The following is a 22,142-nucleotide window of genomic DNA, read 5'->3' as shown; positions in this document are numbered from 1 at the left end:
CGTTCTATCCCTTGGCGCAGTGTGCGCTGCTGGTGTCTTTAGTCAGTGTCAGTATGTTTTTGCCGTCTTTGCGCTGGTAATCAATGTGTTTGACCATATTCTTGACGAGGTGGACGCCCATGCCGCCGATCTGGCGGTCACGTTCCTCCAGGGGCTTGTCCAGCTCCGGCTCCGGCGCTTCAAGTATGTTGAAAGGCTCGGCGTCATCCACGAGGCGGATGGTGATGATCGGATCATCATAACCGATGGTCACGTCAATGGGGTGCTCATCGAAGTCGGCGTATCCGTAATCAATGATGTTGGTGACGAGCTCGTCGAGAACCAGCGTGAGATGGAAGACGATCTTGGGCGCAAGACCAACCTCCGCGCCAAATGTTTCCACCTTGGGCTGGAAGCATTTGAAGCAGTTCTGCTTGTTGGTCATCCGGAATGAAATGACTTTTTCAGGCACTTCTCAATCCTTCTTGATGACGACAACGGCGATGTCGTCTTCCTGTCCGTTGGCCTGGAAAGCCTCCACAGCTTTCATCAGCGCCAAACGAATCTCTTCTGCATACATATGCGCATTCTCCCTGATGATGGCAAGTATTCTTTGCTTGCCAAACATTTCGCCGTCTGCGTTGCGGGCTTCCCATACGCCATCTGTTGCCAGCAATAATACTTCGCCGGATTCGAGCTGCGTCTCGTAGTCTTCGTATTCGAATCCTTCCAGTACGCCGATGGGCAATCCTTCGCCGTTCAGCTCGGAGAACGTGTCCGTGGCCGGATTGTAACGGAAGGCGGGATCATGCCCGGCACGAACCCACTGCAGGGTCGAGCAGTCTTCCAGAAGCCGGATGTAGAACAGCGTCAGGAATCGGCCCGTGCCGTCCATATCACGCGAGATGACGTTATTGATCGCACGAATGCGTTGCTTTGGTGACAAAGGTGAGCCCGCCAGCGAATGAAGCTGGCCTCTGGCCGTTGCCATGAGCAGAGCCGATGCCACGCCGTGTCCGGAGACGTCGCCGAGCACGACGCCCAAAGCGGGTGTGGAGTCGTTGTCCGCCTTGATGAAGTCGTAGTAGTCGCCGCCTGTCTGGTCGCAGAAGGAGATGCCCCCGGCCAGATCATAGCCGGACAGGGTGGGGTGCTTGCTCGGCAACAGGAGCTCCTGCACCTGTTGGGCCAGCTGTAGATCACGGCGCATGCTCATGCGTTCCCTGAGCTTGGGAACCATGTCGTTGAAAGCGTTGACCAGCTCGTCGCGTTCGTCTCCGGTGGTGTAATTGATGCGGACTGAGAAATCCCCGTCAGCAAGGCGCTTGGCTTGTTCTGCCATGGCCATGACGGGCTTGGTTGTAGCCCGGGAGCCGAACCACGCGATCAGGCCGACGATAATGAGCATGACGCCGGAGATGATGGAGGAAATGTTGCGCAAACGAGCCGTGAGGCCCTTTACCGCATCAGCCATCTCGTTGGGGAGCTTGGCAACCACGGATTCCGGCGTGATGAGCAGGAAGGAGAAGTCGTCATTGGAGGCGTAGGCCCAGAGGGATTCCTCCCCCTTGTAGGGCAGGCGCATGTGGCCGCTCTTTTCCTCTTTCATCTTAACAAGCAATTTCTTGAACTTGATCGGATCATTGGACTCCATCCACTCGGGCTCGATGCCGGACATCCAGTGCCGTCTGCCGCCCTCGCCGTAGGATTCCTGCGCTACAATGAGCAGGCCGTCGTGGGCCACAATGTCACCGGGGTAGCGGACGAGCATGAAGGATTGGATGGACTTGCTCCAACGGGCCTTGAGGTCACCCGCGCCGATGATGGCGGAGATGGGGATGTCGATGGATACCACGCCGAGGGGAGCGCCGTCCTTGTCGCGGATGGCGAGGCTGGCGGTGGTCACGGCGCGTCGGGTGGAAGGATCTATGCGGGGGGAGACCCACACCACCTGGTTGTTGGGCTCTCGCATGGCCCGTGTATACCAGTCCTGTTCGCGCGGGTCGTAATTCATGGGGAATCGGCCGTGACCGGGGTAGGTCATGAGCAGGCCCGATTCCAGCGCGACGTTGTACCAGTTGGCGGAGCTTTGCTGAGTGTTGCGGAGGTCCTTGAGGGTGGGCAGTAGCGTCATCAACTGGCGGGCTTCGTCCAGGAACAGGCTGGTACTTTGCTGGGCCGGGACAAGAAATGCGCTGTGCTCAAGGCTGATGTTCATGGGGCGAGTCCGGCCGGAACGCGTGTTCAGCGGATAGTCTTCGGAGGGGGCCATGTCGGAGGGCTTGTCGCCCATGCCCATGTAGTCTCCGGTGAAAAATGGCTTGCCCTTGGAGGCAGGCGTGTTTTTGTTCAGGGAGATCTCCGCCTGTTGGGCGAGCATCAGGGTGCCGAGGGCAAAGGATTCGCCTTTGGCCTCCAGCAGTGAGAGCAGGGACAGGGCATTAAGCTCCAGTTCGGTGCTGACGATGTCCAGTAGTTCGGTCCGGGTATCACTGCTGATTCTGTTCGCAACTTTTTCGGCTGCGCCGCCGACAATACCGCGTGAAATAAGAATCGGCCCAAGGCTGAACGCCAGGAGTACGATGAAGAATTTGATGCGGATGGATATTTTCATGCGGTCGCCTCGCTGGTGATATGATCACATGTGCGTGGGAAATGTCCACATTCTGTATCATTAATATAATTGGGCTTGGAAAAAAGGGCAGTTCCGTTTATGTCTTAATGGGTAATCAAACTTCCCAATCCACGGAATCAATATGCCGCATCCAAACGATACCAAACGAATTACCAAAACATCACTCTATTCATGGGTGCTGTTCAAGAATCTTCACCTGCAGCTGGCTGTGGTTGCCATCATCGTGGTCACGGTTGCCATGCGTGTTCTGCCCCTTGAGATGCAGAAACGCATTATCAACGAAGCCATCGGCATGAAAGACCTGCCGGCGCTGTATAAATACTGCGCCCTCTACTTCGGGGCTGTGACCCTCGCGGGCATCCTCAAGCTGGTCATCAACTACATGCAGGTCTACATCGGTGAGCGGGCGCTCAAGGTGATTCGTGAGCGGCTATACGAACACCTGCTTTCCCTGCCCATCCAGTTCTACCGTCGTACTTCTCCCGGTAATGTCATCTCCTACATCATCACCGAGTTCATCCCGGTGGCCACCTTCATCGGACAGGCCGTGGCCGTACCTGTGGTCAATATCCTGACCTTCTTTGCCATGGCCGGGTACATGATTCACCTGAACCCCACCATCGGCCTGATCTCCATTGCCATCTATCCCATCGAGCTGATGGTGCTGCCGCGCATCCAGAAGTATTTCCGCCGCGCCAACCGCAGCCGCATCCAGCATACCCAGAAGCTCTCCGGGCTGGTGGGCGAGGCCGTTTCCGGCGTGCATGAGGTGCATTCCAACGCCTCCATCCCGCTGGAAAGCAAGCGGTTCAAGGACGTTCTCGAAGAGCTGTACAAGGCGACTGTCATGCAGAACGCCCTCAAGTTCTTCATCAAGTTCATCAACAATTTCTTCATGTCCCTCGGACCCTTTGTCCTGTTCCTCATCGGTGGTTACTACGCCATTCAGGGCCACTTTGATGTGGGTGCCATCGTTGCTTTCCTGTCCGCCTATGAGAAGCTCTATGATCCGTGGAAGGAGCTGATGGAATTCTGGCAGGTCTATCAGGACAGCTCGGTTCGTTACAATCAGATCATGCGCGCCTTTGACCACGCTCCCGAGTTCGCTCAGACCGTGGAAGGACGTGATCCCTTCGTTCTGGACAACGATGTTGAGGTCAAGGACCTCTCGTTCGTGGTCGGCGGCAACATCAAGCTGCTGGACCGCGTGTCCCTGAAGGTCAAAGGTGGAGAACATGTCGCTCTGGTCGGTTTCTCCGGGTCGGGTAAATCGACCCTCGCGCTCTGCATAGCGCAACTATATAAGTATACGGGTGGCTCGGTCCTTGTGGGCGGTCAGGAGGTGAGTGAACTCTCCAAACCTGACATGACCTACAACCTCGGCATGGTGGCCCAGCATCCGTTCATCTTTGACGGCACCGTCAAGGAGAACCTGCTCTACTCCTGCGAATCCCTTTCCATGCAGGGCGGCACCTGTACCCAGAACGGGGGCGAGCCTGATCTTGATACGCTTATCAAGCTCACCCAGCAGGTGGGGCTGTTCACCGACGTTCTCGCCTTTGCGCTGCGCTCCAAGCTGTCGGACGACAACCATTCGGACCTCAAGGCGTCCGTGGTGGAAGCCCGCCGCGAATTCCAGGAAGGGCAGGCCGGAATGTACGCCGACGTGGCCGAGTACATCGAGTTCTTTGATGTGGCGAACTACTGCCAGTACATGACTGTGGCCGAAAATATCGCCTTTGGCGCGGCCATCAGCGAAGAGTTCGATCCCGAGCACCTGCATACTCAGCCGAAGTTCTGCGACTTCCTTGAGCGGCAGGGGCTTATGGCACACATCACCGTGCTCGGTGAGACGTTGGCCCGCATCGTCACAGATGAGATGGGACCGGAGCCGGAGCATGCCCAGTTCCGGAACTCCCCCATCCCCGAGGCGGAGTACGGCGAATATCAGAAGGTCGCCAACCGACTCGATTCCGGCGAGCCCCTCAGTGAAGAGGAAAAGGGACTCATTCTCAAGCTCGCACTGGGCTTCACCCCCGGCATCCATCGTCAGGTGGATCTGGACAAGGGCTTTGCCAACCGTGTGGTCAATTCGCGCCAGACCTTTATCGACGGCGTAAACAAAGATTACCCCGGCGCCTTCGCCTTCTTTGAAGGGGACGAATACATCGACGCTATTAATATCAAGGATAATATCCTGTTCGGTCGCGTTCGTACCGAGGAACCCGGTGCCGAGGACGTTATCAACCACCGTATCATGCAGGCTCTGATCATGCAGGGCGCGCTGGAACCGGTGGCCGCAATGGGACTGGAATTCGAAGTCGGCTCCATGGGTGACCGCCTGTCCGGTGGACAGCGCCAGAAGATCGCCCTGGCCCGTACGTTCCTCAAGGACCCCGCCATTCTCATTCTGGACGAGGCCACGGCCGCCCTCGACAACAAGTCGCAGGGACGCGTTCAGAATATCATCACCAATAACCTGAAGGGCAAGTCAACGGTCCTTGCTGTCATCCATCGACTCGACATGCTCCCCTACTACGACAAGATCGTGGTGTTGAAGGCGGGCAAAATTGTCGAGCAGGGTGGTTATGACGAACTTCTTGAGAAGAAGGGATCGCTCTACACCCTCATTCATGGTCGGGAAGAGTAAAAAAAAGCTCAGGAAAACGTTTGCTTTTTATCTGGTTTAAACCAGCCGATATCGGGCGCTAACCCTCGATATCGGCTGTTTTTTTGCGAAAACGCACAGAATTCGTCGGAAAATAATCAAAACGAACATTGATTTTTCGCTTTACACGCCTTTTTTTTGCATGTAGGCCAACCTTACCCAAATCGGGACTCTCTCTCTCATAGGGCTTCGGCCCCGGAGCCGCGCTCCGGGGCCGGGGACCAGTGAAAACCCCATCGAGAGGAAGAGATTATACGACTCAAGGTCGCCCAAATATGCTATGACACCTCGTGCAGATATCTGCCCGAGGTTTTTTTGTGTGCCATGAACCGGATCCATGAACCAAAGGAGTGTCATCATGTCTGAGCAAGAACCCGCTGAAAAGGCGACAGAGCTTTTCCGTCAGATGAACAAGAACCGTCGCGACGTGTTCAAGGCCTATCAGGGCTTCACCGCATCCATCAAAAAGGGCAGCGCCATTGAGGAGAAGTACCAGTCCCTGATCCTGATCGCCTGCTCCATCCTTTCCCAATGCGACATGTGCATCTCGCTCCACGTGCAGAACGCAGCTACCAACGGAGCCTCCAAGGACGAAATCATCGATGCCGGCCTGCTGGCCGTCGCCATGGGCGGCTCCCCCCGCATGATGTACATGCGGTATATTTATGAGGAAGTGGACAAGCTGTTCGATTAGGCTTGCAGAAGAAAAAGGAAAGGCCGCCCGGTTGGGGCGGCCTTTTTTTGTCGTGCTGATTATGGTCTTAGGCTTGAGAAGTAGATGCCCGAACCGAGGAAGAAGTCCGTATTGGGGATGGGCGCGATAAAGCTGATCTTTTCGTGATAGATACCAGTCTCAGGCTTCTTCCACCAGTATTCGACGTAACCGCCGCCCTTTTTTGCGACATTGACGAATGATCGGACGGCATGACGTTCCTGAATGTTCTTGATGTCTTGCAGGCGTTGACCAACAACATCGGGTTGGGTTGCATGGGCAACGAGTTTGCCGGTGCTGTCAAAGACGAAGAAATACCCGGAATTATCTTTGAAGAAACGGATGGGGCTGATGAAGCGACGGATAGCTTCAATCTGTTCATCCTGGTCGTAGATGTCTTCCATGAGTGCGCCCAGCCCTGTTGCTGTTGACCGCACGACCAGCTCGATGTTCTGTCGAGTTGGCAGCCCATCCGCAACAGACCTTACTGGTCCGATGGCCAGGATCAGAAGTAGGGTGATCCCCAATAGTGAGAGGGCGCGGCGCATTCTCAGCTCCTTTAATGACATATAATAAAACATATCATTTCCAAAGAATTGAGAAATTATAATCCGAAGTCACCAAAGAGAAAAGCCATCCCCGAAGGAATGGCTTTTCTCATCTCTCTTCTCTCATACAGAACTTACAGACCGAGTGCCTCCAGGTACATTTCGCCCTTGAAGGTCAGCTCTGCAGCGCCCTGCAGAAATACGTTCCCGTCTTCCAGGAAAATTGTCAGCACTTCGCCGCCCGTGGTGGTGAGGTCGGCTTTGGGACCGGTGAGGCCCAGTGTGTTGGCTATCAGTTGAGTGGCGGCTGCGCCGGTGCCGCAGGCGTAGGTCTCGTCCTCTACGCCACGTTCGTAGGTGCGCAGCAGCATGGTGGCGTCGTCCTTTACCTCGGCAAAGTTGACGTTGGTTCCGGCTGGCGCAAAATGCTCGTGGTAGCGAATCTTGGCGCCCATGCCCTTCACATCGTAGTTCTCGATGTCCTCGACGAAAACCACTACGTGAGGCACGCCGGTGTCGGCAAAGTGAATGGTCAGGGGAGCACCGTCCACGTCGATCTCGATGTTGGTCTCAAGCCCCTGGGGCGGGGTGAGCTGGACCTTGACGCGACCTGCGTCCGGACCGTCCTGCAGCACCTGGGCCTTGATGGGGCCGGCGTCGGTGCCAAAGGTGTGTTCGGCCGGGGCGAGGCCGATGGCGTGGGCGAGCTTGCCAGCGCAGCGGGAGGCGTTGCCGCACATTTCGGCACGGGAACCATCGGAATTGAAGAAATGCCAGCGGTAGTCAAGGTCGGGGACGTCGGTTTCCTCTAGGAAGAACAGACCGTCAGCATATACTCCAAAAGCGCGGGCGCAGACTTTGACAGCCCAGTCAGCCATGTCGGCTTCGGCTACTTTGGCCTCGCGGTTGTCGATGACCACGAAGTCGTTTCCGCAGCCCTGCATTTTGTAGAATGGTATGGATGTGCTGAAAATGCTCATATTCACTCCGAGTTTTTTTTCGTCTATTATGAATCGTTAAATATCGTCCAATACGATGTGTGTATTAATGGGAAATGGCAAAAGGGGATCAGGAAAGAAGCCACTCAAGGGCTTCCTTCTCTTCGAGGAAGACTCTGAACACCAATGATCTGTTCAGGAGCAGGGTCTCATACGTCTTGTTGATCTCGTAGTTGTCGGGGTGGCAGACCGAAGCCAGTCGAATGCCTTCCTGAGCAGTCATGCGGGCCGAGTCGGATTCGCTGAAGTCATAGGCGTCGAGGGTGTCCTGCTGGTCCATGAGGTTGCGCTCGTCGAGCAATACCCGGGTGATCTTGTTGGCCTTGGCACGCTCGCGGACAAAGGCCACGTATTCCTCGACCTCCTGGACCGAAGCTAGGGTGCCGGTGGCGGCTACTGCGAGGTAGCTCTCCATTATTTTGACATTACAGGTAAAAGGCATGTTCCCCCTCTGCTGTTGGGGTGAATGCGCAGGCGCACCCTCCCAGCATGGCTACTATGCACCAACAGAGGGGTTTGTTGTCAAGGGTTTGGAATCCCTGCCTCTATATCGCGGACAAAGCGCGTCTTCGGGCTCGCAGCAGGACAAATGCGGCGAGGACGATCAGTGTCAGCTGAACGGGCCAGTGCGACTGGAGCAAGACCATGAAGACACCGATGGAGAGCAGCGTGGCAACGAACCGGGGCAACGGCGAGGTGAACAGCTTGATCCCGGCAAGGGTTCCGAGCAGGGCGTTGGCGAGGAAGAACCCATCGGCAATGGCCACCAGCCCGGCCAGATCGAGAACGCCGAACCCCACCAGTACGAACTGGATGAGATGAACTGCCGTGTAGAAAAGCATGCCCACCCACGGTGCGTTGTGCCGATTGCGACGGTCCAGCGCGTCCGGCAGCCCTGTCTCGCGGGAGAGGTGTGCAAGGAGTCGTGTGACCGCGCCAATGATGACGAGGTAGGTGGTGGTGCACAGGGCCACGGTCAGCGCACCCATGATCCACGGAGCCAGCGAGCCGAACAGGGGGTAAAGCAGCGCAGACACTCCGTGCCCGGCCTCGGGCGGCAGTTGCCCGTACTGGAGCGCACCCGCCACGGCCAGTGACACCACGCCGATGACCACGGCGGCCATGATGGCAGCGCGGGGAATGGTGCGTTTGGGGTCGATCACTTCGCCGCCGTAGTTGCCCACGACTTCCCAGCCGACCACGGCCCAGAAGAGCAGGAGCATGGTGTAACCGAACGCCGGTCCGTCAAAGGACGGCAGGGGAGCGGGAGTACCCATGTAGTTGAAGAACACCATGCCGGAGCCGGCCAGCAGCAGGGCCGTGGCCGTGGTCGCAAGCACCAGCGTGAAGCGGCTCATGTTGCGCAGGCCGCTGATGACCAGCAGGGCGCACACCATCTGTATGACCGCGCCAAGTCCGGCCTGTCCCATGGCTGTGGCGGGTTTGATGGCGGGAGGAAGGTACTCCACGATGGTCAGGATGACGGCAACGGGTCCGAACAGGACAGCGCCGGACAGGGTATACGCGGCCAGCCGCTTGGCGGACGAACCAAAGGCACGTTCCACTGCGCTGGCAGCCCCGCCTTCTCCCGGAAACATGGAGCCGACCTTGGCAAAGAGGTAGGCAAAGGCCACGCCGAACAGCGTGGTCAGAATCCAGCCCACAATGGCCCACGGCCCTGCGGCCTCCAGTGCGAGGGGCGGCAGAATGATGATGCCCGAGCCGAGGACCGAGCCTATCATCATGCAACACAATGGGAGCGTTCCGATTTTCCGTTGGTTCATATTGGTGTCCTTGTCTTGATTTCTCTCCTGTATCGTGGAATGCGAATAATTAATCCAATTCGAATAGTGAGACAGAGGGTTCGGGAAAACCGAATGCTTCACAGGGGACAATATGGATATTCGACGTTTGCAGTGTTTTTTGGCCGTGGCCTTTGAGGGGAACCTGACCCGCGCCGCCGAGAGCCTTTTCCTGAGTCAGTCTGCCTTGAGTGGGCAGATCAAGATGCTGGAAGAGGAACTCGAATTCGACCTGTTCGTGCGCAAGGCGCGTGGAATGGAGCTGACGCCCGAAGGCGAAGACCTGTTGCCCCTTGCCCGCAATGCCGTGCAGGCGTTGGAAGATTTCAAGATGCGGGCCGCCCGGCTGCATGCCGGACCGGAGAACTCTCTGACTGTGGGATTGAACTCTGATCCATCCTTTTTGCGCATGGCAGATCTGGCACGGAGCATGCGTGTGACCGTGCCGAATCTGCAATTGTCGTTCATCGTCTCCCAGAGTCGCACCACGGCGGAACAGCTGCGTTCAGGCGAGATGCAGGTGGGCTTTCGCTACGGCATGTGGAACGAGGAGGGCATCCACGATGAATTCATCACCTCGGTGACGCTGGGAATCGCCATTCCGGTGACTATGGCGGATCAGGTGAGGATGGGCGACTGGAAAGGACTTGCCGCGCTGCCCTGGGTATATACCTTTAATGGCTGTCCGTTTCATGTGGCCGTGCGCGAGCGCATGTCCGCCTATGGGGTTGAGGTCAACCCGGTGAACCAGGCCGTGGATGAAGGCATCGTGCGCGAGCTGGTCATCGAAGGCGCTGGCGTGTCCGTGCTGCGAATTGACGATGTGGACCGGCTGGTGGAAAACGGACATGCCGTGGCCTGGCCGGAAACCCTGCAGGTGCCGCTCTGCCTCTCCTATCCGGCGGGCAGCGGCTACACCTCGCCCGTGCGCGAGTTCCGCGAGGTGGTGCGCTCGGTCTGGCAGGGAGAGATGCAGCTTATCGCCTAGGTTGCGCTGGCTAGGGCATACCCTGCTGTGATAAGTCCGTTGCTGTCATGATCGTCAAATCCACCATCTCCCCCTGCTGGCTCGCATCAGAGCAAGAGCTGACCGCTGCCGCCACGCGCATGGCTGATATCCTGTCTGGTGCTCCCTCCGGAACCGAAATCTTTTTTCGCGCCGATGATATCGCCGTGCCCGGCAACAACTGCCAGCGGATGATGGAGATACACATTGCCCGCCAGATTCCCCTGCACATGGCCGTGACCCCGGCGTGGCTCACCGAATCCCGCTGGGCAATCCTCAAGGAGTGGGCGGGCGATTCCGGCATGTTCATCTGGCACCAGCACGGCTGGCGGCACGTGAACCACCAGCAGTCCGGCAAGAAAGGTGAGTTCGGAACCGACCGTCCCAAGTCTGCCAAGAAGGCGGACCTCGCCAAGGGCATGGAACGCCTGCGTACCTTCATGGGCGACGAATTTCAGCCCGTCTTCACGCCGCCGTGGAATCGCTTTGACGCGGCCACGGCCGAGGCCCTTCAGGAGCTGGGCTATCGCGCTGTATCCCGGTCCACCGGAGAGCAGAAGAAGGTGCCCCTCACGGATTTTCTGCCCGACATCCCCATCAATGTGGACCTGCACACCCGGAGCGAAGCCGACCCTGCCGAGGGCTTGAACGCCCTGATAGACGAGTTCGCGCAAGCCGTAAAATCCGGCCGCGTGGGCGTGATGCTGCATCACCAGCGGATGAATGACGCGGCGTTTGTTTTTCTGGATGCGGTGTTGGTGGCGGCCAAGGGATTGGCCCTGCGTTCGATCTAGTAGAATGTGAGTTCGGTGGATTCAAAGTCCACGGTTCTGGGCCATTCTCGAACAAAAAATACCTCGGCTGACCGAGTCATATTCTGACTGTCGGTGCTGTTGGTTGCTCGACTCTGGCACTTCAGGTCACCTTGCCCCGCAGCAGCCTGCCGTTCCGACAGGCCGATATACCGTATGTTCTTCCTGCCGTTCATTGGCACCTCTACGGAGTGGTCCCAGATATATTTGAAAATGGCGTAGGAACGGTTGATGGCAAGGGTGGCGTTGTGACGGAAGAGGGCCGCATATCGCTCGTTTTCCTTGGTGAGTTTGTCCAGCTCGTCCCATTTCAGCCCACGGCTGGCAGCTTCTGTACACAGTTCGGTTTCACTGATGGTGCCGCTGCACGAGGCGTGGCCGACAACGAGGACCTTAAAGGGATTGCCTTCCTGCCGTTTGCGGCGCAGTTCCTCGTCCATTTTTATAATGATGGCATTCAGCTCGTTCTTTTGTTTGTCGGAAATGATGGCCCCATCCGGCCTGAAGTAGTCGGCGGCAAAACGGATGACGTTGCCTTTCATGGTGACTTTCGTGGAGTTGGTGGCGGGGAGGTTTGTTTTGAGGTTGTCTGCCTTTTTTTGATTCTCTGCCACTTCGCCAAAGACCAGTCCTGACATGCCGAGATAGTCAGTGTACACGCCTGCACAGACGAATACGAAGAACGCCATCATCCCGGCCAGCAGGTCGGCAAGGCATATCCAAACGTTGTTTCTCCTCTCCATGATGTCCCGCTCACCCTAATTGCCGAACTGCTTGGCGATCTCGTTCAGGCTTTTTTCAATAGCCTCGAGGCGGGATGTAATATCCTCCATGGGGTCGCTATTATTGACACGTTTTTCCATGGCTTCCTGTATTGTCTGATCATACAGCCGTTGCGCGCTGGTCGAGTCTCGGACAGCCTGTCGGAATTCGGCGATGGTTTTGACCATGGCGCCGAGCGGCAGTTGGGACTGCTCGAGGAGATTGCTGATTTTCTCAATGTTCTTGCCATGCTTCTCCGTGGACCGGGCAATGGCCGAAGCCTCTTTCCATGACTTGTCCATGGTGTGCCTGTGGGCGTTCATGGTCGCGGTGTACTCTTTGAGAGAGTTCAGACATTCGGTGATCTCGATGCCGCATGCGTCCACCGAGGCAAAGGCGGCCTCATGTTCTTTGGTCATGGCCGCAACCACGCTCTCCTTGACGGTGTTTTCGATTTTGGCGTGCAGCGAATCCAGCTTTGCGACGATGGACTCGACACTCTCTGAGGGACCGGCGAATGCCTGCTGGGCGATACGCACAAAGAAACCGAACGTGACACCGGCGAGGGAGCTGGTAAAGGAGATGGACAGTCCGCTGAACAGGGCATCCACGTTGAAGCCGTTGGCCATCTCGGCCATGGAGCGGTTCAGGCCGAAGATCAGGCCGAGGAAAGTACCGCCGATGCCGATGGTCATGAGGATGGAGCTGGAGCTGTGGGACAAATAGGAGGCCATGTTCTGCATGTAGGCGGGCAGCCGTTCTAGCCATTTTCGAAGAAAACCAAAAATGCTGTTTCGCAGAACAGGCCCGGTCACCATGGTGTGGAAGATGGCAACGAAGAAGATTAAGGCCTGCACCCTGAGCATCCACCAGATGATGGTCACTGCGTTGTCGTTGGCCTTGATGGTATTCTGGGCGATGCGACGCTGCTTGAAGATCTCATCCTGAATGTGCTCTCTATTCTTATTCGAGTAGACGCCGCTTCGTGGGAAATCCAGGAGGATATTATGTAGCTTGAAGCCGTCGATGCGGTACAGATCGGAGAGGTCTTCTGCCGGGTTTCTCAACGTGGCGTTGAAGCTGTCCAGCTCATCAATGAATCTGTGATACTTGCCGTCCATCGTCGCATTTGCCGCGCCGATATAGGGCGTTTTTCGAATGATCGTGTCTCCTCCTATGAAGACTCCGGCAGCGATGGCGATCAGTATGATCAGTGACCCGATGGCGATGATGTTGGCATGTAGTTTCGTCAGCACGTGGAGCTCGCAGTGTATTCAGATGAGTGAAAAAATCAGATACTTAATAAATATAAAATAGTCTATAACAAAAATAGAGTTCGAGCCTGCGCAGTAGGGAAAAGTCATGTCTAGGATTGTTATAAATGAGCCACACAGCCCAAAATTAACCCAATTGACCTTCATTACTACTTGTAAGTGAAAGCACGCTGGCCTATTGTAAGGGACTGTGGAAATTCAGTCGGTTATTCAAGAGGTGAACAATGGGCGCATCCGGCCCTGAACAATCTTCCGTTATGGATCGCCCCGAGGGGAGCATCGACAGGCTCATCACGCTGCCATTCTCCAAATCGCTGGAGATCAGCTTCAAAAGCCTGAAGGTGCGGTTTTTCCGTTCCATGATCACGGTCTCCAGCCTGGTGCTGGCCGTGTCGTTTCTGTCCTTCGTGCTGGTGAATCTGGACTTTGCATCCGGATTGCTGGCGGGCGGTGGCGAGGCGGCGGCGCGGACCTTGTCCAAGGCGGGATATGATGTGGATCTGGCTGGCGGCATTGTCTCCATGTCGCCCAAGGAGCGCTGGATCGTCATCCTTTCGTTGCTCGTCTGCACGGTGGGCATCATCAATGCCCAGCTCATGTCCGTGACAGAACGCTTCTCCGAGATCGGCGTCATGAAGTGCCTCGGCGCGCTCGACTCCATGATCCTGAAGCTGTTTCTGCTCGAAGCTGCCATGCAGGGGCTGGCTGGCGCAGCCATCGGTTCCGTGGTGGGTGCATTTTTTGCCCTGCTTTCCAATCTGCTTCGATTCGGTGCGGATTCCGTAGGCTTCCTGTCATGGGGGAGTTTGTTAGGTTCCGTGGGTATCGCCACGGCAGCCGGATGTCTTTTGAGCCTCATCGGCGTACTGTACCCCGCACTTCTTGCGGCCCGCATGGAGCCCATCAACGCCATTCGCGCGGAGCACTGAGGCAGGTAAAATATGTCCAAACCTGTTGGCCAGTCTCAGTCATAAAGGAATTGAAGGTAGAATAGATGTCTGAACAAAAACGCACCATCGTCCGTGTTATCGGCGTGAAGAAGACCTTCAAAATGGGGTCGCAGGAACTCCAGGCCCTCAAGGGCGTGGATCTCGAAATTTTCTCCGGCGAGTACGTTTCCATCATGGGGCCGTCCGGATCGGGCAAGTCCACGCTGTTCAACATGATCGGCGGATTGGACAAGCCGTCCGAGGGCAAGGTGTTCATCGACGAGGTGGATATCTCCCAGCTCGACGCCTACGAGCTCGCATGGTTGCGTAACCGCAAGATCGGTTACATCTTCCAGACCTTCAATCTCATCCCTGTCATGACGGCCCTTGAGAACGTGACCCTGCCCATGACATTCGCCGGTATGAACGCCGACGATGCACAGGACAAGGGTATCGAACTGCTCAAGCTCGTCGGCCTTGGCGAGCGTTTTCAGCATAAGCCCCTCGAGCTCTCCGGCGGTCAGCAGCAGCGTGTTGCCGTGGCCCGCTCCCTTGCCAACGACCCGTCCATCATTCTTGCGGACGAGCCCACAGGCAATCTCGACCTCACTACGGGTGAGGAGATCATCGAGCTGCTCCAGATGCTTTCCAACGAGCGCGGTGTGACCATCATTTCCGCGACCCACGACTACAAGATGCTCAACGTGTCCGACCGTGTGGTCTGGGTGCGCGACGGCATGGTGGATCGCGTGGAACGGCGCGAAGAACTCGACATCACCATCGGCGGTATCGGTGAGAAGCTCACCGGTCAGCCCCAGAAAGGGGAACAGGGGTAAGGCATGGTGAGAAGAGGAAGAGGCGCTTCGCGCTTGGCCTTCGGCGACCCTTCGGGGAGCGGGCTCTGCCCTGCACCCGCAAGGACTCGCGCCCTTGACCCGATTTTTACAATAAACCCTTGGAGCCGACAGGCTCCACAATGGGATTCCAAAGGGTCTTTCCCTTTGGCCGCCGGAGGCGAAGTCTCCCGACATCGCCACCGTAGGTGGCTTCCTATCCTGATTTTACTTGTGGCGCTCATCTCAGCCATCCCGGCTCAGGCCAACGGCTTTGAATTTCTGCATCGCCTGTCAGAGCTGGGCGACCGCTCCATCGGCACCCCGGGCGCGGCCCGCGCTGCCGATATGGTGGAGAATGAATTTCGCAAATTGTTTCCTTCGGTCCTTATTGGCCGTCAGTCGTTCCATGTGCCGGTGACCGTACCTGCGGGCGCGGAACTGCATCTCCGTGGCGGCGGGCACAAGGTGGCCCTGAAACAGTTGCGGTCCAATGCCTTGTCGCCGGGCGCAGTGACTCCCCCGGGCCTCATGGGCCCAATGTTGTATGCCGGGCAGGGCAATGTTGCCGATTTTAACGGCATGGATGTTCAGGGCTCTGTGGTGCTCATGGACATGGACTCGGGCAAGAACTGGAACAACGCGGCCATGCTCGGCGCGAGGGCGCTGATCTTCGTGGGCAGCGGCGGCGATGGCGGCGAAGTGCCACGCGCCCGGTTCGAGAACAAATTTGAGCTGACTCCCGTTGACTTTCCCATGTTCTGGATGTCCCGCGAACAGGCAAAGACGCTCTTTGGCACCGGTTTTTTGCGGGAAGGACCTGCGCCGCTGGGCGACGTGATGCTGACCTCGCAGTCCAGATGGGAGAATGTTCGCGGAGATAATATTTACTGCTTCGTGGAAGGTTCTGACCCGGAGCTGTCCAATCAGACCGTCATCGTTGAGGCGTTTTACGATTCCACCGCGCTGGTGGCGGGCGATTCGCCGGGCGCAGATGAAGCCGTCTCCATTGCCACGCTCATGGACATGGCCGCGAGCTATGTGGTGGAGCGACCGAAACGGTCCGTCATGCTGGTGGCTTCGGCGGGTAAGTCGAGCGCACAGGCTGGCATGCGCGAATTTGCGTGGGCCTTGGTGACCAAGGGCAAAGACCTGAAGGAACGCAAGGCCGATCTGGAAAAGCGCGTGCTGGACGCGGGACGTGTGCTGGAAATTTTACGCTCAGGCGATCCGCTGGGCGAGAGCGTGATGGCGGACGAGACCAATCGTGCGCTCATCAAGGCCGCACTCAAACAAGTGGCTCGCAACGCCGAAGATGACCTGACCAACGAGCTCATGCGGCTCAGACTGCTCAACAATGTGCCCGAGAGCAGTAAAATGCATCGGAAACAGCGTGGCCCCCAGCGTGGAATGCACGGCAAGCACAAGCCGCTGACAGAGGCAGAGCGTCAGGTCCGCATCAAGGAACTGGCGGCCCGACGTATCCAGCTCAAGCGACTCAACTGGGTTAACTCCACGGTGGCTGATTTCCCGCTGGGCGATAAGGAGCGGGCCGTGCTGATGGACTTCGTCAGCCCGGCCATCATCCATCAGGCAGCCATTCTTGAAGACGCCACCGGACAGTTGAATGACATCCGGTCCGCCCGTGAGATGCGTGACGCTATCGGTGACAGGTCCATCGCGGCCCATGTCTCCCTGTATCTTTCCAGTCACGGCGACGGCATTGGCGGCTTTGACAAAGGCTTCCTGAATGATCTCAAGCCCAATGTGAACCGCACCGCCTTTTTCCGGCCCATCGACACCGTATTCAAGGGCGCGGTCAAGAAACTCAAGGATTCGGGGAGCGGTCTGGCGCACCTGTTCAAGGATACCCTGCGTCCCGGCAAAAGGGCGTGGGAAAGCTATCTGCCGGATCGTCCGGAGATGGGCGGCGAGCCCATGGCGCTGGCCGGTTTTGCCGGGCTGACGCTGGCCACGGTGCATGATGTGCGCCCCGCGTGGGGAACGCCGTATGATAAGCCGTCGCGCATGAATTTCGAGTACATGAAGCAACAGGGAGAGCTGGTCAAATCCCTGATGCAGGCGCTTGCCAACGAACCGATCGACAATGCGGGAGAGCGAAGCAAGAACCAGTTTGTGACCGTGGAAGGGCGCGCCAATCTGCTCCGCAAGGGTGAGATTTTCCCGGACCGTCCCGGCACCGGAATGGTCGTATTGGCCTTCCAGTGGATGACCCGCAACTACGCAATGGTGGACACCGCGGGTAACTTCCGTATTCCGGGACTCGCCAACCGGAAGGTGAGTTATCACAAGGCCGTGATAGAGGCATTCCGGTTCAATGACGAGACCGGTCTGGCCGACTGGGCCATCGACAAGCCCAAGACCGGCAAGCCCGCCTATCGCATCAAGCTCAAGCGCAAAGTGCAGGCCACGGATCTCATCCTGTTCTCCTGCACCCAGACCACGATTTTCGACATGTTCGACCCGAGGACCTTCAAGTTCCTCTATCGTCCGAACCTCATCGACGGCCGCACCGAGGCGCCGCCGGTCAGCTACTGGTACAGCCGTCTCGACACCCGCCGGTCCACGCTGGGGACGCTCTTCCTTGAGCCGGATACACCCATCAAGCTGACCCTGTCCGACACGGTCATCGACAAGAAGGTGTTGCTGCTCAACGCTAGTGAAGAGCACCCGCAGGGACTGGGCTATATCGCCAAGCAATGGCCGGTCATTCCGCTGACCGAGTACCGGGCGGCCCGCGATATGTGGGCGCTGCTCGGCCCGCGCATCGACAGTCTGGAGTCCAAGGGCATCGTCAATGACCGTATTCGCGATCTGCGCAATCTCGGCTATGATGATCTGGTCCGTGCAGAAGAGTTCCGCGAGCAGAAGCAGTGGGACAAGTTCGTGGAAGCAGCCCGCGCCTCCCTGTCCAAGGCGAGCCGGGTCTACAATGACGTGGACAAGACCCAGAAGGACGTGCTGGTCGGCGTGCTCTTCTATGTGGCCCTGTTTGTCCCGTTCGCGTACTGCATGGAGCGACTGTTCTTCTCCTTCGTGGATATCAAGAAGCGCATCACCGCCTTCCTCGGCTTCCTCGGCGGTATCATCGGCATCGTCTACATGGTCCACCCGGCCTTCCAGCTGACGTATTCGCCGCTTGTGGTCATATTGGCGTTTTTTATTCTGGCCCTGTCGCTGCTCGTGTCGCTCATCATTTTCTTCCGCTTCGAGCGGGAGATGGTGGAGTTGCAGAAGCGGTCCGCCCATATCAAGCTGACGGGTATCAGCCCGGCGGCTGCGTTCGGCGCGGCCTTCGTGCTGGGCGTGGGCAACCTGAAGCGGCGTCCCGTGCGCACCTTCCTGACCTTTGCCACGCTGGTCATCCTGACCTTCACCATCATGAACTTCACCACGGTCAAGTCCGTGCGCCAGAAGGGATGGGCAAAGTTCAGCGATACTGCCACCTATGACGGCCTGATGCTCAAGTATTTCAACTGGCAGGATGTCCCTGTCGAGGCGTTGTCCGTCGTGGAGACCGCCTTTGAAGGGCAGGGCGTGGTGGCCCCGCGTGTCTGGTTCGATACCGGATTCACGGCGGATAAATCCCGCGCGCCGCTCATACCGGTGACCTTGGGTGACAATGAGGCCCCTGCCCGCGGCATGGTCGGCCTGTCTCCCCATGAGCCGCAGGTGAGTGGGCTTGATCGCATCCTGATCAAGGGGCGCTGGTTCCACGAGGATGAACAGTTTGTCGTGATGCTGCCGGCACGAATCGCCGAGCAGCTTGGCGTTGATCTGGATGATCCTGAGAAACGCGTAGTGGAACTCTGGGGCGTCAAAACCTCCGTGGTGGGCATCTTTGATGACGAGGGGCTGCGCGACAACCCTGATCTGGATGGCGAGCCCATGACGCCCATCGTCTTCCCCAACCAGGCCGCGACCCAGCTCTCCGAAGTGGAGGCCGAGGCCATTGAGGACGGTGAAGATGTGGTTGCCACCGAATCCCGTTACCAGCACATCCCGGGCTACGAGACGATTCTCGTGCCTGCCAAGACGCTGCTCTCCTTCCCTGCGGGCAAGTTGAAGGGCATCGCGGTCAAACCCAATGCGGAAAGTCACGCCGTGCGTGGCGACATGGGCGACCGTTTCGGCATGCTCCTGTTCAAGGGCTCGGATGAGGGCACGTCGCTGTATTTCGCGTCCGATGCCGTGAACTATTCCGGCGTGGCAAACATCCTCATTCCGCTTGGCATTTCCATCCTCATCGTGCTCAACACCATGATCGGCTCGGTGTATGAGCGCAAACCCGAGATCGCGGTCTACACCTCGGTTGGTCTGGCACCGCCGCATGTGGCCTTCCTGTTCATTGCCGAGGCGTTGGCCTTTGCCATCATCTCGGTGGTGGTGGGCTACCTGCTTGCCCAGACATCGTCCTCGCTACTGGCCGGGACACCGCTGTGGGCCGGTATGACCGCCAACTATTCCTCCACCGCAGGCGTGGCCGCAATGATACTGGTCATCGGCGTGGTGCTGATCTCGGCCATCTATCCGGCCAAGGTGGCGGCCAATATCGCCATTCCGGACGTGAACAAGTCGTGGACCATGCCCAAGGCCAAGGGCGACGAGCTCATCGTTGTCCTGCCCTTCCTGATCAAGCTCAAGGAGATGGCTTCGGCGGGCGGCTTCCTGCGACGGTATTACATGGCGCATCATGATGTTTCCCACGGCGCGTTCTGTACTGACGACATGCAGTGCAACTTCCTTGATCTGGAGCAGGAAGAGCTGAGGTCCGGCCTCAAGACCGGGCTGATGGATCAGGATGTGATCCCGGATGACCTCTGTTTCTCCATTGACTTGCGCGTCTGGCTCGCGCCGTTTGACTTCGGTGTGCGCCAGAAGGTCAAGCTCGTCTTCTGCCCGTCTGATATTTACAAGGGATTCCGTCAGGTACGTGTGATTATCCACCGCGAAGCGGGTGAGCTCAATGCGTGGGAGAACCTGAACAAGAACTTCCTCAATGACCTGAGAAAACAACTGCTGGCATGGAGATCTCTCGATGACGAGGCCGTGACCAGCTATGCCGAAGATATGAATAATCACATCGAAGCAGTGATGAATGGCAATAAAGAAGACAAGGAGGTGCCCGCATGAACGGACGTCTCCGTCTCCGCGCGCTCCTGACCGGGCTGATGCTCGGCCTCTTCCTGTGCGTCTTCACGCCCTACAACAATACCATCCTGCACAACACGCCGTTGGGCGGTGGGCATTTTCCATTGGCTCCGTTTTTCATCATCGCGTGGATGTTCGTGATAGATGCGGTCGCCTCGCGATTGACCAAGCGCCCGCCGTTTTATTCTGGTGTGGAGTTGCTGGTGGTCTGGCTGATGATGGTCCTGTTCTCGGCCATCGGCTACGCCGGGCTCACCGAAACCTTTTTCGTCAACATCACCGCCCCCGAGCGGTTCGCGCAGGACGCCTATCGCTGGACCGAAGTTCTGACGCCACTGCTGCCTGATGCGTGGTTCCCGAACTCGGCTGCTGCGGTCAATGGCTTCTATGAAGGGCTCAAGGGCGGGCGCGACATGACCGTCATGCAGGTGCTGGCCAACATTCCGTGGGGCGTGTGGCTGCCCGTGCTGTCGGTCTGGGCCTTCTTCATCCTTGGCGCGTTCTTCGTCATGGTCTGCCTCATGGTCCTCTTCGGCCGCCAGTGGGTGGTCAACGAGCGAGTGCTCTTCCCGTTGGTGCGCGTCCCGGTCCTGATGGGCGAGGCGCTGGACCAGAAGCGGTTCGTGTCGTGGTGGTCTGATCGGTATCTGCTCATCGGTTTGATCTTTGCCGGAGCACTGCATCTGCTCAACGGTCTCAATTTCTATTATCCGTCCGTGCCGCAGATGCCGACCCTGATTCTGGCCGGTACCTATTTCCCGAAGTTCGGTCTGTTCTCCGGCTTCTACAAATTGAAACTGTACATCGTGCCTGCCTTTATCGGCTTCGCCTTCCTGACCACCCGCCAGATTTCCTTCTCCATGTGGGTGTTCTACCTGTTGGGCGGATTGCTGTTCGGCCTGCTCTACGTCCTCGGCTGGCAACTGCCCGAGGCCGCGCTCGGCACTACCCTCGGTCCGGATCTGGCTCGTCCCGAAGGGGCCCAGACCATTGGCTCGTACATCATCTTTTTCCTTTTCCTTGTCTGGCTGGCCCGTCACCATCTCAAGGAGACGTTCACCTGTATTCTTCGCCCGGAATGCCGCAGCGCGAATCTGGGGAACAAAGGGAAATTCGACGTCACTCCGGCAGAGTGGTCGCCGCCCATCTGGCCGTTGTGGGGATTGTGCCTCGGCATGATCGCCCTGTCCGGCTGGTGCTGGTTCTTTGGCCTGCCCTTCTTTGCCGCGTTACTGCTGCCGATCATGTTCGTGATCGTCATGCTCGTGACCAGCCGCATCGTGTGTCAGGGCGGCCTGCCGTACTTCACTCTGACCGCGGCCCCGTCCGATGCCCTCATGGGCTTCTTCGGTACCGGTTTCTTCGGCACCGTGGGCATGGCCGCCACCGCTATTATGCAGAAGGTGATGTTCCTCGATGTGCGTGAGGCCGTGGCCCCCACGTTATTCCACGGCGCGAAAATCCATCAGGAGGCAGGGCGTCGCAATCTCGTGCTGACCGCCATCGGTCTATCCCTGGTGCTGGCATTGGCGACGGCCTTTGTCACCATGCTCTACCTCGGCTACAAATACGGCCTGCGAGAACTCGGCCTCGAATGGGCAACCCAGACAGTGCTCGCCAACTACGAGAACGCCCAGCGCCTCGTGGACCAGCCCGTTGGTCCCAACTACTGGACCATGGTCTATGCCGGGGCCGGAGCCATGGTCATGTTCCTGCTGATCTTCTGCTACTACAAGTTCCCGTGGTGGCCGCTCCATCCGCTCGGATATCTGGTGGCCTACTCCGCGGGCATGAAAATTCTCTGGTTCCCGTTCTTCCTCGGTTGGCTGTGCAACCATCTGGTGCTTCACTACGGTGGTACCGCGCTGTTCAACCGCGTCCGCTTCCTGTTCATCGGATTGATCCTCGGTGACTTCCTGATGGGCGGCATTTATGCGGTCATAGGACTGATGAGCGACCAGAGCTATAATGTGTTTCCATTGTAATTGAATACCGTGATGATGATCTGATGA

16 protein-coding genes are annotated in these 22,142 nt (G+C 57.7%); 8 read left to right on the top strand and 8 right to left on the bottom strand.

The features are described from left to right. Positions 1–4: 4 nt before the first annotated feature. Entirely contained in the window at positions 5–451 is a 447-nt protein-coding gene (locus HFN16_RS04290) for an ATP-binding protein (RefSeq protein ID WP_168889527.1), read from the bottom strand. A gap of 3 nt (positions 452–454) precedes the next feature. Beyond that, complete coding sequence (locus HFN16_RS04285) at positions 455–2,593, bottom strand: SpoIIE family protein phosphatase (RefSeq protein ID WP_168889526.1); 2,139 nt, start codon at positions 2,591–2,593, stop codon at positions 455–457. A gap of 142 nt (positions 2,594–2,735) precedes the next feature. On the opposite strand from HFN16_RS04285, the gene HFN16_RS04280 reads away from it, so the two are divergent. Both HFN16_RS04280 and HFN16_RS04275 read left to right on the top strand, forming a co-directional pair. Next, a complete protein-coding gene (locus tag HFN16_RS04280) occupies positions 2,736–5,264 on the top strand; it encodes an ABC transporter ATP-binding protein/permease (RefSeq protein ID WP_168889525.1) in 2,529 nt (842 codons plus the stop codon). Between the two features lie 376 nt (positions 5,265–5,640). Further along, positions 5,641–5,976: a carboxymuconolactone decarboxylase family protein gene (locus HFN16_RS04275; RefSeq protein WP_168889524.1), complete on the top strand. Its 336-nt coding sequence runs from the start codon at positions 5,641–5,643 to the stop codon at positions 5,974–5,976. 59 nt (positions 5,977–6,035) lie between these two features. On the opposite strand, the gene HFN16_RS04270 is transcribed toward HFN16_RS04275, so the two are convergent. From HFN16_RS04270 to HFN16_RS04255, 4 genes are all read right to left on the bottom strand, one after another. After that, positions 6,036–6,542, bottom strand: coding sequence for a cache domain-containing protein (locus HFN16_RS04270; RefSeq protein ID WP_168889523.1), 507 nt, complete (start codon positions 6,540–6,542; stop codon positions 6,036–6,038). Positions 6,543–6,676: 134 nt separating this feature from the next. Beyond that, on the bottom strand, positions 6,677–7,522 hold the full coding sequence (dapF, locus tag HFN16_RS04265) for a diaminopimelate epimerase (protein WP_168889522.1): 846 nt from the start codon (positions 7,520–7,522) through the stop codon (positions 6,677–6,679). An 88-nt stretch (positions 7,523–7,610) separates the two neighbouring features. After that, on the bottom strand, positions 7,611–7,982 hold the full coding sequence (locus HFN16_RS04260) for a hypothetical protein (RefSeq protein ID WP_168889521.1): 372 nt from the start codon (positions 7,980–7,982) through the stop codon (positions 7,611–7,613). Positions 7,983–8,085: 103 nt separating this feature from the next. After that, positions 8,086–9,324, bottom strand: coding sequence for an amino acid permease (locus HFN16_RS04255; RefSeq protein WP_168889520.1), 1,239 nt, complete (start codon positions 9,322–9,324; stop codon positions 8,086–8,088). A gap of 112 nt (positions 9,325–9,436) precedes the next feature. Here HFN16_RS04255 and HFN16_RS04250 point away from each other — a divergent pair, with 112 nt between their 5' ends. Further along, positions 9,437–10,330 (top strand): LysR family transcriptional regulator, encoded by an 894-nt coding sequence (locus HFN16_RS04250; RefSeq protein WP_168889519.1) that lies wholly within the window; start codon positions 9,437–9,439, stop codon positions 10,328–10,330. Positions 10,331–10,377: 47 nt separating this feature from the next. Further along, positions 10,378–11,142, top strand: a complete 765-nt coding sequence (locus HFN16_RS04245; RefSeq protein ID WP_168889518.1) for a DUF2334 domain-containing protein — start codon at positions 10,378–10,380, stop codon at positions 11,140–11,142. Here the strand turns inward: HFN16_RS04245 and HFN16_RS04240 are convergent. Both HFN16_RS04240 and HFN16_RS04235 read right to left on the bottom strand, forming a co-directional pair. Then, a complete protein-coding gene (locus tag HFN16_RS04240) occupies positions 11,139–11,903 on the bottom strand; it encodes a hypothetical protein (RefSeq protein WP_168889517.1) in 765 nt (254 codons plus the stop codon). The genes HFN16_RS04245 and HFN16_RS04240 overlap by 4 nt on opposite strands. A gap of 15 nt (positions 11,904–11,918) precedes the next feature. Continuing rightward, entirely contained in the window at positions 11,919–13,178 is a 1,260-nt protein-coding gene (locus tag HFN16_RS04235; RefSeq protein ID WP_168889516.1) for a hypothetical protein, read from the bottom strand. Between the two features lie 242 nt (positions 13,179–13,420). On the opposite strand from HFN16_RS04235, the gene HFN16_RS04230 reads away from it, so the two are divergent. The 4 genes from HFN16_RS04230 to HFN16_RS04215 all read left to right on the top strand — a co-directional run bounded on the left by HFN16_RS04230 (position 13,421) and on the right by HFN16_RS04215 (position 22,115). Then, complete coding sequence (locus tag HFN16_RS04230; protein ID WP_247648438.1) at positions 13,421–14,125, top strand: FtsX-like permease family protein; 705 nt, start codon at positions 13,421–13,423, stop codon at positions 14,123–14,125. 65 nt (positions 14,126–14,190) lie between these two features. Further along, positions 14,191–14,961 (top strand): ABC transporter ATP-binding protein, encoded by a 771-nt coding sequence (locus HFN16_RS04225; protein WP_168889515.1) that lies wholly within the window; start codon positions 14,191–14,193, stop codon positions 14,959–14,961. Positions 14,962–15,192: 231 nt separating this feature from the next. Further along, positions 15,193–20,112, top strand: a complete 4,920-nt coding sequence (locus HFN16_RS04220; RefSeq protein ID WP_247648437.1) for an FtsX-like permease family protein — start codon at positions 15,193–15,195, stop codon at positions 20,110–20,112. Next, the gene (locus HFN16_RS04215) at positions 20,109–22,115 is read left to right on the top strand and encodes a DUF6785 family protein (protein WP_168889513.1); all 2,007 of its coding nucleotides are present in this window, start codon (positions 20,109–20,111) and stop codon (positions 22,113–22,115) included. The genes HFN16_RS04220 and HFN16_RS04215 overlap by 4 nt, the downstream gene beginning before the upstream one ends. Positions 22,116–22,142: the final 27 nt, after the last annotated feature.

This window comes from Pseudodesulfovibrio sp. zrk46 (genome assembly GCF_012516435.1).
GTDB lineage: Bacteria > Desulfobacterota > Desulfovibrionia > Desulfovibrionales > Desulfovibrionaceae > Pseudodesulfovibrio.
This window is presented reverse-complemented; position numbering and strand designations above follow the sequence as displayed.

Coding starts and splice junctions, on each gene's coding strand:
- HFN16_RS04285 (WP_168889526.1), bottom strand. CDS start 2,593: ATGAAAATATCCATCCGCATCAAATTCTTCATCGTACTCCTGGCGTTC.
- HFN16_RS04280 (WP_168889525.1), top strand. CDS start 2,736: ATGCCGCATCCAAACGATACCAAACGAATTACCAAAACATCACTCTAT.
- HFN16_RS04275 (WP_168889524.1), top strand. CDS start 5,641: ATGTCTGAGCAAGAACCCGCTGAAAAGGCGACAGAGCTTTTCCGTCAG.
- HFN16_RS04270 (WP_168889523.1), bottom strand. CDS start 6,542: ATGCGCCGCGCCCTCTCACTATTGGGGATCACCCTACTTCTGATCCTG.
- dapF (WP_168889522.1), bottom strand. CDS start 7,522: ATGAGCATTTTCAGCACATCCATACCATTCTACAAAATGCAGGGCTGC.
- HFN16_RS04260 (WP_168889521.1), bottom strand. CDS start 7,982: ATGCCTTTTACCTGTAATGTCAAAATAATGGAGAGCTACCTCGCAGTA.
- HFN16_RS04255 (WP_168889520.1), bottom strand. CDS start 9,324: ATGAACCAACGGAAAATCGGAACGCTCCCATTGTGTTGCATGATGATA.
- HFN16_RS04250 (WP_168889519.1), top strand. CDS start 9,437: ATGGATATTCGACGTTTGCAGTGTTTTTTGGCCGTGGCCTTTGAGGGG.
- HFN16_RS04245 (WP_168889518.1), top strand. CDS start 10,378: ATGATCGTCAAATCCACCATCTCCCCCTGCTGGCTCGCATCAGAGCAA.
- HFN16_RS04240 (WP_168889517.1), bottom strand. CDS start 11,903: ATGGAGAGGAGAAACAACGTTTGGATATGCCTTGCCGACCTGCTGGCC.
- HFN16_RS04230 (WP_247648438.1), top strand. CDS start 13,421: ATGGGCGCATCCGGCCCTGAACAATCTTCCGTTATGGATCGCCCCGAG.
- HFN16_RS04225 (WP_168889515.1), top strand. CDS start 14,191: ATGTCTGAACAAAAACGCACCATCGTCCGTGTTATCGGCGTGAAGAAG.
- HFN16_RS04215 (WP_168889513.1), top strand. CDS start 20,109: ATGAACGGACGTCTCCGTCTCCGCGCGCTCCTGACCGGGCTGATGCTC.